16 protein-coding genes, 1 other RNA gene and 1 pseudogene are annotated in these 13,857 nt (G+C 72.1%); 6 read left to right on the top strand and 12 right to left on the bottom strand.

Going from position 1 to position 13,857, the window contains the following annotated elements:
* Positions 1-107: 107 nt before the first annotated feature.
* Complete coding sequence (locus AB0C21_RS21510) at positions 108-2,297, top strand: hypothetical protein (RefSeq protein ID WP_500206348.1); 2,190 nt, start codon at positions 108-110, stop codon at positions 2,295-2,297.
* Between the two features lie 5 nt (positions 2,298-2,302).
* Here AB0C21_RS21510 and AB0C21_RS21515 read toward each other — a convergent pair whose 3' ends face one another.
* From AB0C21_RS21515 to AB0C21_RS21535, 5 genes and pseudogenes are all read right to left on the bottom strand, one after another.
* Positions 2,303-3,292: a M48 family metalloprotease gene (locus AB0C21_RS21515; protein ID WP_500206636.1), complete on the bottom strand. Its 990-nt coding sequence runs from the start codon at positions 3,290-3,292 to the stop codon at positions 2,303-2,305.
* Between the two features lie 594 nt (positions 3,293-3,886).
* A pseudogene (locus AB0C21_RS21520) lies at positions 3,887-3,982 on the bottom strand (DUF2510 domain-containing protein); the annotation flags it as partial.
* Positions 3,983-4,051: 69 nt separating this feature from the next.
* Positions 4,052-4,450, bottom strand: coding sequence for a hypothetical protein (locus tag AB0C21_RS21525; protein WP_149262269.1), 399 nt, complete (start codon positions 4,448-4,450; stop codon positions 4,052-4,054).
* Positions 4,451-4,502: 52 nt separating this feature from the next.
* Positions 4,503-4,847 (bottom strand): DUF6191 domain-containing protein, encoded by a 345-nt coding sequence (locus tag AB0C21_RS21530; protein WP_500206351.1) that lies wholly within the window; start codon positions 4,845-4,847, stop codon positions 4,503-4,505.
* Between the two features lie 45 nt (positions 4,848-4,892).
* A complete protein-coding gene (locus AB0C21_RS21535) occupies positions 4,893-5,444 on the bottom strand; it encodes a pyridoxamine 5'-phosphate oxidase family protein (protein WP_500206352.1) in 552 nt (183 codons plus the stop codon).
* A gap of 113 nt (positions 5,445-5,557) precedes the next feature.
* Here AB0C21_RS21535 and AB0C21_RS21540 point away from each other — a divergent pair, with 113 nt between their 5' ends.
* From AB0C21_RS21540 to rnpB, 5 genes are all read left to right on the top strand, one after another.
* The gene (locus AB0C21_RS21540) at positions 5,558-6,379 is read left to right on the top strand and encodes a Nif3-like dinuclear metal center hexameric protein (protein ID WP_500206354.1); all 822 of its coding nucleotides are present in this window, start codon (positions 5,558-5,560) and stop codon (positions 6,377-6,379) included.
* Positions 6,376-7,119: a zinc ribbon domain-containing protein gene (locus AB0C21_RS21545; RefSeq protein WP_149262273.1), complete on the top strand. Its 744-nt coding sequence runs from the start codon at positions 6,376-6,378 to the stop codon at positions 7,117-7,119. Before AB0C21_RS21540 ends, AB0C21_RS21545 begins: the two co-directional genes overlap by 4 nt.
* Positions 7,116-8,219 (top strand): bifunctional RNase H/acid phosphatase, encoded by a 1,104-nt coding sequence (locus AB0C21_RS21550; RefSeq protein ID WP_500206356.1) that lies wholly within the window; start codon positions 7,116-7,118, stop codon positions 8,217-8,219. The genes AB0C21_RS21545 and AB0C21_RS21550 overlap by 4 nt, the downstream gene beginning before the upstream one ends.
* A gap of 53 nt (positions 8,220-8,272) precedes the next feature.
* Positions 8,273-8,596, top strand: a complete 324-nt coding sequence (locus AB0C21_RS21555) for a hypothetical protein (protein ID WP_500206358.1) — start codon at positions 8,273-8,275, stop codon at positions 8,594-8,596.
* Between the two features lie 82 nt (positions 8,597-8,678).
* Positions 8,679-9,075, top strand: an RNA gene (gene rnpB, locus AB0C21_RS21560) — RNase P RNA component class A.
* Between the two features lie 55 nt (positions 9,076-9,130).
* Here the strand turns inward: rnpB and AB0C21_RS21565 are convergent.
* The 7 genes from AB0C21_RS21565 to AB0C21_RS21595 form a co-directional block, all read right to left on the bottom strand.
* Positions 9,131-10,324, bottom strand: a complete 1,194-nt coding sequence (locus tag AB0C21_RS21565) for a tyrosine-type recombinase/integrase (protein WP_500206359.1) — start codon at positions 10,322-10,324, stop codon at positions 9,131-9,133.
* The gene (locus AB0C21_RS21570) at positions 10,321-10,509 is read right to left on the bottom strand and encodes a helix-turn-helix transcriptional regulator (RefSeq protein ID WP_500206361.1); all 189 of its coding nucleotides are present in this window, start codon (positions 10,507-10,509) and stop codon (positions 10,321-10,323) included. The genes AB0C21_RS21565 and AB0C21_RS21570 overlap by 4 nt, the downstream gene beginning before the upstream one ends.
* 17 nt (positions 10,510-10,526) lie before the next feature.
* Positions 10,527-11,966, bottom strand: a complete 1,440-nt coding sequence (locus AB0C21_RS21575) for a replication initiator (RefSeq protein WP_500206363.1) — start codon at positions 11,964-11,966, stop codon at positions 10,527-10,529.
* 164 nt (positions 11,967-12,130) lie between these two features.
* Positions 12,131-12,820 (bottom strand): hypothetical protein, encoded by a 690-nt coding sequence (locus tag AB0C21_RS21580; RefSeq protein ID WP_500206364.1) that lies wholly within the window; start codon positions 12,818-12,820, stop codon positions 12,131-12,133.
* A complete protein-coding gene (locus tag AB0C21_RS21585) occupies positions 12,810-13,097 on the bottom strand; it encodes a hypothetical protein (protein WP_500206366.1) in 288 nt (95 codons plus the stop codon). Before AB0C21_RS21585 ends, AB0C21_RS21580 begins: the two co-directional genes overlap by 11 nt.
* Positions 13,094-13,390 carry a hypothetical protein gene (locus tag AB0C21_RS21590; RefSeq protein ID WP_500206367.1) on the bottom strand — a complete coding sequence of 99 codons (297 nt, stop codon included), beginning with the start codon at positions 13,388-13,390 and terminating at the stop codon, positions 13,094-13,096. The genes AB0C21_RS21585 and AB0C21_RS21590 overlap by 4 nt, the downstream gene beginning before the upstream one ends.
* Positions 13,387-13,827: an RRQRL motif-containing zinc-binding protein gene (locus AB0C21_RS21595; protein WP_500206368.1), complete on the bottom strand. Its 441-nt coding sequence runs from the start codon at positions 13,825-13,827 to the stop codon at positions 13,387-13,389. Before AB0C21_RS21595 ends, AB0C21_RS21590 begins: the two co-directional genes overlap by 4 nt.
* Positions 13,828-13,857: the final 30 nt, after the last annotated feature.

Here is a 13,857-nt window from a genome sequence, read left to right on the forward strand (position 1 = left end):
GGCCTGACAAGTTCCGTGTCAATCTGCTTGGGTTGTTTGCGGCATCACGAGCGGGCCGGGACAGGCGTGGCCCGCGCCGGCACCGGGGAGAGGACGGGGTTCAGATCGTGAGGGGCGGTCCGGTCGACCACGGAGGATTGCTGTCGCGCCGCGAGAGGCTCTTCACCCCCGACCCCCGTCTCGGCTGGGTGTTCCGCGACCGGTGGTGGTTCCTGCGCCCGTTCCCGGAGGCGCCGCCCCGGCAGCAGGCGCTGCCGGAGTACCTGGCGCGCCGGGTCGCGCAGACCGAGCAGCTCGCCCAGCGCAGGCTGAACCGGACGCTCCCGGTGAGCGCGGCGATCGCGATGGTCCTCGTGCTGTTCGCCGCCTGCTCGGCCAGCGGCACCCAGACGGTGCGGTCGCCCCTCTCCATCGGCCCGCTCCTGCTGGCCCTCATCGCACTGGCCCCCGGCGCGGCGCTGACGTGGTGGGCCGTGCGGCAGCGGCAGAGCGCCCGGCAGGCCCACGAACTGGCCCAGCAGCAGATCATCGGCGGCTACCAGGACCAGGCGCGGCAGTGGCACGCGCGCAAGCAGGCGCACGACGCCGCTGAGCGCGCGCGGCTGGACGGGCTTCCCGAGTGGGGCGCGGCCCCGCGCCCCGGCCGCCGCCTGGACGTGTTCGGCGGGACGCTCTGGGCGTGGGAGGCGCTGCTCACCACGTACGGGACGTCCACCCTCGCCGTCCAGCCGCTGCTGGTCCTCGACCTGTCCCGCGAGGTCGTCAGCCGCGAACTCGTCGAGCTGGCCCAGGCCGCGTGGGTGGGCGTCGACGCGCAGCTGCTGCCCAGCCGCCAGGCCTCGTCCGGTCTGCTGGCCGACATGCCGCCCCGCGAGCTGGTGGACGCGATCGTCGAGTCCATGCACGGCGGGACGCCCGACGCCGCGCGGGCCGACCGCAGCATGGACGACCGGATCCTGACCAAGGTGTGCGGCGCGCTCGGCGGGAACGTCACGCTCGGCCGGATCGCGGCGGCCCTGCGCGCCCTGATGGGCGAGCCCGACGACGGCGACGCGCTGACCCGCGAGGAGCGGCGGCACATCGCCAACGAGCTGTTCACCGTCGAGTACCGGCGGCAGGCCCACGCGAACCTGTCGCGGATCGAGTCCTACGTCCACCCGCTGGAGGACCTCGGGACCGAGCCCGCCGAGAAGGAGGGGGCCGGCTACCTGACCTGCGTCGCGCTGGACAGCCAGGCCCGCAACGTCCGTTCCGAGCTGCTCACCGACCTCGTCGTCCAGTGGGTGACGCACCGCATCACCGCGTCGCAGGACTCCACCCCCGCCCTGGTCGTCGCCGGCGCGGACGAGCTGGCCCGCCGCCACCTGGAACGGCTGTCGGACGCCTGCGAGCGGCGCGGCGTCCCGCTGACCCTGCTGTTCCGGCGGCTGCGGGAGACGTCCGCGGAGATGATCGGCGGCGGCGCCGTCGCGTTCATGCGGCTCGGCAACCACGAGGACGCGGCCCGCGCGGCCGACTTCATCGGGCGCGACCACCGGTTCGTCCTGTCGCAGATCACCAAGAACGTCGGCGGGAACGAGTCCCACACCACCACCGACACCGAGGGCGCGGGCGACTCCGAGACCCACAGCACCAGCCGCACGACGGGGACGTCCCGGAGCTGGGGGACGAGCCGCTCGTCCGGAACCACCTACTCGGGCGGCGAGATGTTCGGGCTCTTCCCGGACCGCTCGACGTCCTACCAGCGCGGCAGCAACCGGGGCGGCTCCACCAGCCGCAGCGACACCGAGGGCACCTCCACCTCCACGTCGCGGAACTGGTCGGCCGCCTACTCCTACGCGGAGGGCACCAACTGGAGCGACGCCGACACCACGCAGCGCGTGTACGAGTACGTCGTCGAACCCGTCACGCTCCAGCACCTGCCCGACCACGCCCTGCTGCTCGTCGAGTCGGCGCCCGGCGGCGGCCGCACGATCACGCCCGTCGAATGCGACCCGGCCATCATCACGCTCGACCGCGTCACCACCGGCCCCCTCCCGGACCCGCCCGCCCCGCAGCAGGCGCTCCCCGCCCCCGGCGCGGCCCTGACCGCGCCGGGCCCGCTGACGCAGGCCCAGCCCCAGGTTCAGCAGTGGGGCACGCCGTCCGCTCCCCAGTGGGCGACCCCGCCCGTGCCGCCCCCGCCGCGCGCGCCCCTCTCGTCCCAGCCCGGCCCGCCGCCCGGGCAGCAGACCGGCCCGCGGACGCCCGGCGACCCCCGGCAGGGGCCGCCGCCGCTGTTCGGCGGGAAGGGCTGACCGGCTCAGCCGAGCCGGCGGCGCAGTGCCTCGGCCCGCCGGACGAGGGGGAGCGGCAGCCCGTCCGGCTGATGCTCGATGCGGTGCTCCACGGCCGCGACCAGGCCGGCGCCGAACCCCATCCGCACCGCCGCCGCGTCCGCCCGCGCCTCGCCCGCGGCGCTCAGCAGGCGCGCCCCCAGCGAGGCGGCGTAGGCGAGCGCCGCCGGTAGCGCGACCACGACCGTCATGACCACGGCGACCGCGGCCAGCAGGAACACCCCCAGGAAGCCGATCGGCCGGTGCCACTCGACGGCCCGCTTCCACATCGGGCCGATCGGGGACCACACCGTACGCAGCGCCCACTGCAGCACACGGTGCGGAAGCGTCACCTGCGCGTGCACGAACGCAGGCACCGCCCGCCACCCCTGGAGATGCCCCAGTTCGTGGGCGAGGACGGCGGCGAGGCCCCCGGGCGGCAGCTCGCGCGCCGACTGCGACGTGACCGCCACCGTGCGCACCGAGGGCCTGCACGCGTTCAGCCCGTCCGACTCGACGACCACGAGCCGGTAGCCGCTGACGCCGGCGTGCTGCTGCACGTAGCGCCACGCGTGCTCCAGCCGGGCGCGCTCGGCCTCGTCCGGCTCCCGGTACCCGTACGAGCGCCGGGCCGTCAGGGGCGCCAGCAGAAGGATCCCCCAGAAAACAATCAGTGCAAGGGCGCCCCAACCAGGCCAGACGGAACGCAGCCCGAAGGCCACGGCCGCGACCACGACCCCTTCGACCGCCACGACCAGCCCGATCGCGACACTGGCCCGCCCGGACGGCGTGCCCTGCGGCTGCCCCGGCGGGAGGTAGCGCTGGACCGGCTCGTCCACGGGCGGCGTCTGGCCGGCTGCGGCCGCGCGCGGCACCTGCGACGGCAGCCGACGCACCGGCCCGGCGGAACGCGGCACCGAGACCTGCGGGGAGTGCGGCTTACGAAGCCCCGCCGACGGCGGCGCCGTCGTCTCCATCCGAGCCTCCTCCAACGCCGGCGCCTCCCCAGGCAGCAGCGGCGCCGTCGCAGAACCCGGAGCTTCCCGCCGCGGCGGCGGCGTGCGCGGCCGCCCGAGCCTCGGCGGAGGAGCCGCAGGCGCTTCGAACCGCGCTTCCTCCAAAGGCGGCGGCTGGGCAGGTCGGGGTGGGGGAGCGGTTGCGGGTTGGGGCGCTGGTGGGGGCGGGGACGGTGCGGGAGGCCTTGGTGTGGGTGGGGTGCTGAGGCTTGGTGGAGGAGGCGCGGGTGATTCGCTCCGAGCCTCTTGTGAGGGCGGGCGAGGAGCGGGCGGGGTCTCGGCCGCGGGGCGCGCGGCAGGCGGGGACGGAGGGGGCGTTGCGGGGTGGGGCGGCTCAGGGCCTGAGCGCGGTGGCCGGGGGAAGGGTGGTGCTTTTGGGGCGGGTGTTTTCGGGGGTGGCGTCTGTGGGGAAGGGGGCGGGCCGGCGAGCGGCGGGTGGGGGGAGGGCGGGGGTGATGGTGGAGCGGGGGGCTCGGGGCGGGGTGCGGGTGGGCGCGGGGGCGGGGTGGGGCCGGTTTCGGCGTTCAGGGAGGCGCGGCGGCGGGCGCGGGGGTTGTAGGGGCGCGACTGGTCGGTCCACGTCTGGCCGTCCCAGTAGCGTTCGCGGCCCATCAACTCCGGATCTGGGTACCACCCAGGTGGTGCGCTCACCGGAACCCCGCCTCCCGTAAGGAACAGATCAAGGCTTGCGCACGGCGCGACACAGCGTCAACACGCCGGTCACAGCTTGGGGGTGAAGGGGCGGCGATGGGTGGGATCGTCCGGCTCGGCGAGGCCGCGCAGGGCCGTCTCGACGAGTTCGATCGCGTGGAGGAGGGCGACGAGGCGGGCGCCCTCGCGGCGGTAGGCCTCCAGGACGGACTCGATGCCGTGCGGGGGGACGACGGCGCCGAGGTCGACGCGCGCCGTGCGGAAGCCCTCCCGGGCCGCCTCCACGGACGCGTTCACGTGGTGGCGGGCCATCCGGGCGAGGGCGAGGGGGTAGCGGCGCAGGACGCCGTAGCGCCGGTACTCGGGCGGGACGAGCTCGAGCAGCCAGGCGAGGGCGGTGTCCTCGAAACGGTCGGTGCCCGGTGGATGCACCTGCGAGGGCCAGCCGGGCGGAACGTAGGTGCTCACGAGGGCAGGATAACCCGGATTCGAACCTATGTTCGAGAGCGATCCGGTGAGCTCACGGTGCCGGCGGCGTGCGCCGGATCCGGATCTTGCCCGAGTCCAGGTTGTCGCGGACGTTGCCGGATCCGGTCTGCTCGTGGTCGTCCTGGCGGAGCACCTTCTGCCGCTCCTGCTCCTCCTGCTTGACCTTCTTGGAGCCCTCGAAGGCGGAGGCGAGGTCCTCGAACATGCCGCCGCCGAAGCCGGCGCCGGTCTCGCCGTCGCCTCGGATGGCCCCCATCAGGGACGACTTGCCCGTCCCCTCGCGGGGCCACTCGATGGTCTCCGGCTCGGCCGCCTCCGGGCGGTTGCCCATCGGACGGCCCTTGACGCGCTTGCGGCGGCGAAAGGGTGACTTCACACACTCTCCAACGCGATGAGTCTCCAGAATGATCCCAGCGGACATTCAGGTTACGAACGACCACCGGGTGGGAGAACCGGTGAAATCTCCCTGGCGGAGCCCGAACACCGACTGTGGCCGCACCGCGACGGTGGCGTTCACCTCCGGGTCCAGGAAATCGACACGATAGCGCGTGGCGTACTTGGAGTTGACCAGGTCGATGAACCGCTGTAGGTCGCGCGGATCGGTGAGGATCTCGGCGCGGCCCTCGATGACCACCGGGTTCTCGGCCTCCTCCGTGGTGACCACGACCTGCGGGTTCGCCCGCAGGTTCACCATCTTCCGGGACGGGGCCGCGCTGCTGAACAGCAGGGCCTCGCCCGACCAGGCGCCCCAGACCGGCATGGCGTGCGGACGTCCGTCCGGCCGCACCGTGCACACCCAGAAGTTGCGGGCGGCCCGCAGCCGCTCCACGGCCCAGGACCACGGCAGCAGGCCGCTCCCCTCGTTCGGTCCCTGGATGCCGTAGCCCGGCATGTACGGACGTTCCGCCTTGGGCTCGACGGTTCGGATGGGCTGGATGGGCTCCGGTTCCGCGGCGGCGCCGGCGGCCGACATGGCGTTCCTCCCTCGGTCGTGCACTGTCCGTCCCATATCGTTACAGACCTTGGCGTCTCGGGGTGACGCTCGGTGGCTCGTTGGGAGCGCCCAGGCGCGGTAGCCTGCGGGACGTGCGCCTATCCCATGTCATCTCCGCTTTGGAGGAGCTCTACCCGCCCGCGTGGGCGGAGTCCTGGGACGCCGTCGGCCTCGTCTGCGGAGATCCCGCCCAGGAGGTACGGCGGGTGCTGTTCGCGGTCGACCCCGTCGCCGCCGTGATCGACGAGGCGCTGGAGTGGGAGGCCGACCTCGTGGTCACGCACCATCCGCTGCTGCTGCGCGGGGTGCACTCGGTCGCCGCCACCACGCCGAAGGGCCGGCTCGTCCACCGCATGATCACGAATGGGATCGCGCTGCACACCGCGCACACCAACGCCGACCGGGCCGCACCCGGGGTGTCGGACGCGCTGGCGCGGGCCGTCGGCCTCACCGGCGAGCTGCGCCCGATGGTCCCCGCCGACGACGATCCGCGCCGCGGCCTCGGCCGGATCGGGGAGCTGGACGAGCCGGTCGCGCTGCGGGAGTTCACCCGGCGCGCCGCCGCCGGGCTGCCGTCCACCGCCTGGGGGGTGCGGGCGGCCGGAGATCCGGACCGCCCCGTCCGCACGGTCGCCGTCTGCGGCGGCGCGGGCGACTCCCTGCTCGGCACCGCGCGGGCCGCAGGTGTCGACGCCTACCTCACCGCCGACCTGCGCCACCACCCCGCGTCGGAGTTCGCCGAGCACGGCGGCCCCGCCCTGGTGGACGCGGCGCACTGGGCGACCGAGTGGCCCTGGCTCGCCGACGCCGAGCGGAGCCTCGCCAGGTCGTCCCCGGAAGCGGGCAAGTTGGAGACACGGGTGTCCACGCTCGTCACCGACGCGTGGACCCTTCACGACGAAGGAGCACAGTGAAAGCCGCACCGCAAGCCCAGCTTCGCCTGATCGACCTGCAGGACCTCGACAGCTCCCTCGACCGGCTGGCGCACCGCCGCCGCACCCTGCCCGAGCTGGCGGAGATCGAGCGGCTGGAGGGCCGCCTGACCGAGCTGCGCGACGCGATCGTGGCGGCCGAGACGGAGGTCGGCGACCTGCGGCGGGAGCAGAAGAAGGCCGAGCAGGACGTCGACCAGGTCCGCACCCGCGCCGACCGCGACCAGAAGCGCCTCGACTCGGGGCAGGTGACCTCGGCGAAGGACCTCAGCAGCCTGCAGGCCGAGATCGAGTCGCTGCAGCGCCGCCAGTCCGACCTGGAGGAGGTCGTGCTGGAGATCATGGAGCGGACCGAGGAGGCGGAGGGCCGGGTGTCGGCGCTGCGGTCCGAGCAGGCCGCCGCCGAGCAGGAGCTGGCCGCGCTCGCCGAGCGCCGCGACGCCGCCCAGCGGGAGATCGACGACGAGGCCGGGGCGTCGAGCGCCGCGCGCACCGCCGTCGCCAAGGACGTCCCGGACGACCTGCTCGGCCTCTACGAGAAGCTGCGCGGCCAGTTCGGCGGCGTCGGCGCGGCCAAGCTGTTCCGCGGCGCCTGCCAGGGCTGCCACCTCGCGCTGAACACCGTCGACCTGAACCGCATCCGGGCCGCCGCCGAGGACGAGGTCATCCGCTGCGAGGAGTGCCGCCGCATCCTCGTCCGGACGCCCGAGTCGGGTCTGTGAGCGCCGGCCGGAAGCTGGTCGTCGAGGCCGACGGGGGCTCGCGCGGCAACCCCGGCCCCGCCGGGTACGGGGCGCTCGTCCGCGACGCGCTGACCGGCGAGGTGCTCGCGGAGGTCGCCGAGTCGATCGGCCACGCCACCAACAACGTCGCCGAGTACCGGGGGCTGATCGCCGGGCTGGCCGCGGCCGCCGGGATCGACCCGTCCGCCCGCGTCGAGGTCCGGATGGACTCCAAGCTCGTCGTGGAGCAGATGTCGGGCCGCTGGAAGATCAAGCACCCGGACATGGTGCCGCTGGCACTGGAGGCCCGCGAGCTGGCCGCCGCGCTGGGCTCGGTGTCCTACGGCTGGATCCCCCGCAACCGCAACGCGCACGCCGACCGGCTCGCCAACGAGGCCATGGACGCCGCCGCCCGCGGCGAGCACTGGACCCGCAAGGTCGAGGAGACGCCGGGCGAGCCCGAGCCGCCGCCCCGGCCCGTCTCGTCCACGCCGACGACCACGCTCCTGCTCCGGCACGGTGAGACGCCGCTGTCGGTCGAGAAGCGCTTCGCAGGGATCGGCGACGTCCCGCTCACCCCGAACGGCCTCGCCCAGGCGCGCGCCGCCGCCCTCGCCCTCAAGGACCGCGGGATCGACGCGATCGTCACCTCGCCCCTGTCCCGCTGCCGCGACACGGCCGCCGAGGTCGCCGCCGTCACCGGCCTGGAGGTCCGGGTCGAGGACGGCTTCCGCGAGACCGACTTCGGCGACTGGGAGGGCCTCACGTTCGCCGAGGCGGGCAAGGGCTGGCCGGGCGAGTTGAAGGCGTGGCTCGCCGACCCCGGAGCAGCCCCGCCCGGCGGGGAGAGCTTCGCCCAGGTGTCGCGCCGCGTCCGCACGGCCCTGGACAAGCTGAAGGTCCGCTACCGCGAGCAGACGGTCCTGGTCGTCTCGCACGTCACCCCGATCAAGCTGCTGGTCAAGGACGCCCTGGGCGCGCCCATGCCGTCCCTGTACCGGATGCACCTCGACGTGGCGGCGCTGACGTCCATCGACTGGTACGGCGACGGCCCCGCGACTCTTCGGTTCTTCAACGACACCCACCATCTACCGGCCTGACCCACGACTTCGTCCCCGACCCCATCCACGCGGGCGGCCTCCGCTACCACGGCATGGCGCCGCTGCTCTCCCACATGTACGAGCTCGGCATCTTCGACGCCACCGCGAAGCCCCAGAGCGAATGCTTCGAGGCCGGCGTCCTGTTCGCCCGCACGGAGGGCATCGTCCCGGCCCCCGAACCCACCCACGCCCTGGCCGCCGCCGTCGAAGAGGCCCGCCGCTGCGCCGAGACCGGCGAACCCAAGGTCATCCTCACCGCCCTGTGCGGCCACGGCCACCTCGACATGGCCGCCTACGACCGCTTCCTCGCCGGCCAGATGGAGGACCACACCCTCCCCGAAACCCGCCTGGACGAAGCCCTGAGCACCCTCCCCTAGGTCCGTGAGTCGACTTGCGCACCCTTGATCAGCCGCGGTGCGCAAGTCGCTCACGCACCCGCTAACCTTGGTGGACGGCGGACGAGCCGGCCGGACGGCCGCGTCGGGGAGCGATCCCCGTCGAGGAAAGTCCGGGCTCCACAGGGCAGGGTGGTCGGTAACGCCGACCCGGGGTGACCCGCGGGACAGTGCCACAGAAAGCAGACCGCCACCGGTCCGCCGGTGGTAAGGGTGAAACGGTGAGGTAAGAGCTCACCAGCGCCCACGGTGACGTGGGCGGCTAGGTAAACCCCACCCGGAGCAAGGTCAAGAAGGGGCCCCGCAAGAGGCCCCGCGCAGGTGCCTGAGGGCGGCCCGCCCGAGCCTGCGGGTAGACCGCTGGAGACCGCCGGCAACGGCGGCCCGAGATGGATGGCCGTCACCCGCCGCCCCGCAAGGGACGACGGGCACAGAACCCGGCTTACAGGCCGACTCGTCCGCCCCCAATGCCCCTGACCAGGAGCGCAATCGGCTCCAAGATCGCTCAGGGCACTTTCAGGGCACATCGAGCACCGGCTTGAACGCCCGATCCAGCGCGCTACGGGCACGGCCGCTGGCCTCTGGCACAAGGTGCCCGTAGAGATCCACGGTCGTGGTGATGGACTTGTGCCCGAGCCACCGCGATACCTCGGAGATCGGCACACCCTCAGCCAGGGCCGTGCTCGCGAAGGTGTGCCGCAGGTCGTGAAACGTGGTGTCGTCCGGCAGCCCGGCCACCGCGATAGCAGGCTTCCAAACCCTCTTGTTGAAGTAGTCCCGCCGCAGCAGCGTGCCACGCGCCGTCCGGCACAGCACGTCATCGGGTTCGAGACTGAGCAGCTCGACCTGCTTAAGGACCGCGTCCAAGACGAAGCCCGGCATAGGCACGTCCCGCACCGAGGCCAGAGTCTTGGGAGAGGCGAGGATAGGCCGTCGGTCAACCACGACCACCTGTTGGTCAATCGTGATCATGCCTGTAGCTCGGTCGACGCGGTCCAACGCCAACCCGAACGCCTCGCCCTGTCGAAGGCCGGCCCCCGCGCCGAGGAGCACCAGGAGCCCGTACCGCTCGGGCATCGCGGCAGCCAGTGTGACCACCTGCACCGGTGACAACAGCCGGACGACCGTGGGGGAGATGTCGGGCAACCGGATGTCGATGCACGGACTCTTGCGCAGATACCCGTCCCGGATGGCGCCGCGCATGATGCTGGAGAAGATGCCGTAGATGGTTTCGACCGTGCGGGGAGCGAGGCCCTTGACGGCCTGGAGGTCTTTGACCCACTGCTGCACGGTGGTGGCACGAATGGCGGCCAGGCCCAGGCCGCCGAAGGCCGGGTTGATGTGGTTGCGGAGGTGCCGCTCGTAGGTGTCGACCGTCCCCGGCTTGTGCAGTCGGGACTTCATCCAGACCGGCGCGTAGTCCCGGAAGGGCGTCCGGCCGAGACGAGGGTCGATCCACTCGCCTCTGTCGGTATCGGCCTTCCGCTGGGCGTCGAACGCTTCGGCGCAGATCTCCGGATCAGTACCGGCCTTCTTGGGGAAGCTGCGCTTCTGCTGCTGCCCGTTCTCGTCCCGCCAGCGAACTTGCCACCGGTCGCCCTTCAGGTGATCAGCCGTGGGATACAGCTTGTTCTTGCCACGGCTGTGCTCCCGGCAAGGCTGATCACCTTGCTTCGGGTGGCTCTTGTGCCAGCGGTCGTAGACGCTCATGCCGCGTTCTGCTGCTCCCGGAACCAGGCGATGACGTCTTCTGGCAGGTAGCGCAGGTGGCGGCCGACGCGACCGGCTTTCGGGCCGATGCCGAGGTAGCGCCATTGGTAGAGAGTGGCTTTCGGGATACCGAGGAAACGCGCCACCTCGTCCGGCGTCCAGGTTCGATCTCGTTCGAGGTCCACGGGCTGATCTCCAATCATCAGGCGGCTAGGGAACTGTCCGAGGCAAGTTCATGGGCGAGGTCTTCACGTCCGGCTTGGTGTCGTCGGCGGGCTTGGTCGGCGGCGGTGTTGGCCAGGAGGGCGTCTCCGGTGGTCTTCCAGCCGGAGCCGACGTAGGACAGGCGGGCGAGGACGGTCGTGGTTTCGGTGTCAAGGTCGTCTTGACGTTCGAGCCGCTCGTCGGAGTAGTCCGCTCCTTGGGGTTGGGTGCGGCGGTAGTGGACGCGTGCGGCGCGTAGGGCGGCGAAGGTGACCGAGTAGTGGCGGGCTTTGGTGAGGAAGTGGCCGCCGAAGCCGAGCATGTGCGCCCAGCGGCGCAGGGATTCGAAGCCGGGGTGTTCGCCGAGGGTCCAGGCCGCGTGGACGAGGCGTTGGGTGTGGGTGCCGGCGGGGTCGGCGTAGAGACCGATGTTGTGGTCGTGGAGGCGGCGGGAGGTGTGTCCGGTGACCTCGGTGCCTTTGGTGGCGTATTTGGCGAGGTAACCGGCCACCATGGCGTCACTGACGGACTCGCCGTGCAGGCTGATGATACGTACGTCGACCTGTCGTCCCCAGGTGATGGGCCAGCCGTCGGGCCGGGCGGGGTGGGGTTCGGTGATGCAGGTGATGTGCGCAGCGGCTTGCCGAACGGCGTCGTCGAGGTCGGCAGCGGTGATGCCCGGCGGGGGCGGGATGATAGCGGCCAGGTCGCTTTCGTCGACGCCGTCGAGGCGGAGCAGGGCGTGGAAGTGGATGGCGCCGCGGGCTTGGAATTCGGCGACCTTGCCGTGGGAGACCCGTACGGGGGCCAGGCCGCGTGCGCGGGCGAGCTTGTTGAGACGGCGGGTAATGGCCTGTTTGGTGCGTCGCCAGAGTTCGCCCGCTTGGTTGTTCCAGACCGCGTGATGGTCGTGGTCGTAGCAGTCGGAGCAGAGCGGTTGCCCGAGGCGTTCGTCGCCAGGGTTATGGCGGGCGAAGCAGGCGGCCGGGTGGCCGTGCTGGCAGACGGGCAGGTCGTGGCGGGCGTAGCAGGGTTCGGGGCGGCAGTTGCAGCGCGCTTTGTCGGTACAGGTGTGACGGCGGACGTGGCGGGTGTGGACGGGTCCGAAGGACGGCGCGGTAAAGGTGGCGAAGACGGCCGGGTGCCGAGCGACGGTGGCAGGGACGGTTTTGCCTCCGGCCAGGCCGGAGCGGATGAGCTGGAAGGCGTCGCGGCGGTAGGTGTCGGCGCAGGCGGGGCAGACGGTGGCCCGGCGGTTCCCGCACGCCTTGTAGATCACGCCGTCCGGCATCGCGGACGTGGCCAGGGTGCGGGTGAGTTCACCAGTCCGGGTGTCGACAACATCGAGGTCTCCGAACAGCCGGACGGGGTGTGAACATCCGGCGGCGGGCCAGACGTGGTCGAGCCAGTCGAAGTAGCCCTCTCCGGCGCGCTCCAAGGCGGTGTCGGTGCCCAGGACCTTGCGACGGGTGATGCGGGAGGGCCGCAGCCGGGAGGCAGGTAGGGAGAGCTGGCGGGGTTCGGTGTTCGCCCCCGTACCCGGGACCGGGGAAGCGGTTCCGGGTGCGAGAGCCAGCGTCGAACCGGACGCCGGGATGTGGGTCACAGGCGGTCCCCTTCACTGGTGGGGGCGGGTGCCTGGAGTTCGCGCAGGATCACGGCCGCTTGGCCGGTGGGGATGCCGAGGTGTTCGGCGAGCGCGTCAGTAGTGATCGGTTGACCGGTGGTCTGTTGGTGGGTGAAGGCCGCCATTCGGGCACCGGTGATCAGGTGCGGCGGAATCGATTCGGCCGGATTCTCGGCAACGACGGCGGTGTGGTGTTCGGCTTCCAGGGCGGGAAGATCCACCGGGACCGCTGTGGTGTCGGCCTGGGTGGTGTGCTCGATGCCAGGCACGGAGGCCGGCTGTGTGGCCGTAGTGCGCGACAGCACGAGTTTGGACAGGGCCAGGAAGGCCAGGGCCGGGACGGCGGCCAGGAGCCAGCCGGTGGGGCCGGGTTTGGCGACCGCAAGTTGTGCGGCGATGGACAGGCTTGCGGCGGCGACTAGGACCGCCATGGGGTAGCCGATGTGCTGGTGGTTGCGCTTGCGTCGGCGGATCTCCAGTCCGGCGGCGGTGGGGGTGAGTTCGGAGATGACGGCGTTGGCCCAGCCGAACCAGTCGCCGGTTCCGTTCGGGCTGTTGGCCATGGTCCAGTCGTGGACGTGGGTGAAGGAAGCGGCACCGGCCATGGTGCCGACCAGCAGCAGGATGAGGACCTGGAGAAGGTTCTCGACGCGTTCACCCTTCATGGGGGATCACCTCGGAGGTCATGTCGCGGGCCAGGACCGGGCACGGGTGGGGTTCGGTGGCGAACCAGCAGGTCCGGCAGTTGAATCCGGAGGCCAGGCCGTGGCCGCGGTGGTCGGCGCAGAAGTAGCCTTCGGAGATGTGCTCGTGGACGCAGCCGCCGACCAGGTAGGCGACGGCGGGACGGCCGCAGATGTTGGCGGTGGCGAGCAGGATGACGCCGCAGGTGGCATCGCGCAGGCCGCCGGTAGCCGGTTCGAGGGTGGGTTTGGTGGTCATCGGGCCTCACCGCCCCAGCGCTGTTGGGCGGCTTGGCGGGTGATGCCCAGCGGCCGGGCGATGTCGGCCCAGGAGTAGCCGTAGGCGCGTAGGCCGGTGACGGCCTGTTGGGTGATGGTGTGGAGTTCGTCGGTGACCTCGGCGAGGTAGGCGAGGGCTTCGACGTCGCCGGAGGCGATACGGCGGCTATAGGCGCGCAGGATGCGGCGCAGGAACGCGGCGTATTCGTCGTTCTCGACCACGCGCCGGGGGCGGTTGGGTGTCAAGGAGCTGTTGACGATGAAGTCGCTCATGCCAGGCTCCCGGACTGTTCGGCGCAGTCGAGGCATTCGCCCAGCGAGCGCGGGATGTAGTACCAGCGCACGCGCCCGCAGGTGGAGCAGGTCCGCCGGGCGCGTAGAGCCTTGTCGATGGCGGCGCGCTGCGCGGGGGTGGCGGTGCGCTTGGGCTTGGCCAGGTCGCGGCGGTAGAGGTAGGCGACACGGGCGCCATCGCGCCACAGGATCTGCGCGAAGACCGGTTGCCCGCCGGGGCGAAGGCCCTCAGCCCGCAGCTGGCGGGCGGTGAGCAGACCTTGGGGTGCCCACCGGTAGGGGTAGGTGGGGATACCGAACCGGGCCCCGGTGGGGTCGTAGTACTTGAGGTAGATCATGCGCCCACGCACCGTGGCGTCCAACTGGGGGACGCGCGCGGCGCTGGTCGGGGCGTGCGTGTAGTGGGTAGCGTGCATGGGTGTCCACGTCCTTCACGTGAGGGGTGT

Origin of the sequence: Spirillospora sp. NPDC049024 (assembly GCF_040649235.1) — a bacterium.
In the GTDB taxonomy this organism is placed as follows: domain Bacteria; phylum Actinomycetota; class Actinomycetes; order Streptosporangiales; family Streptosporangiaceae; genus Spirillospora.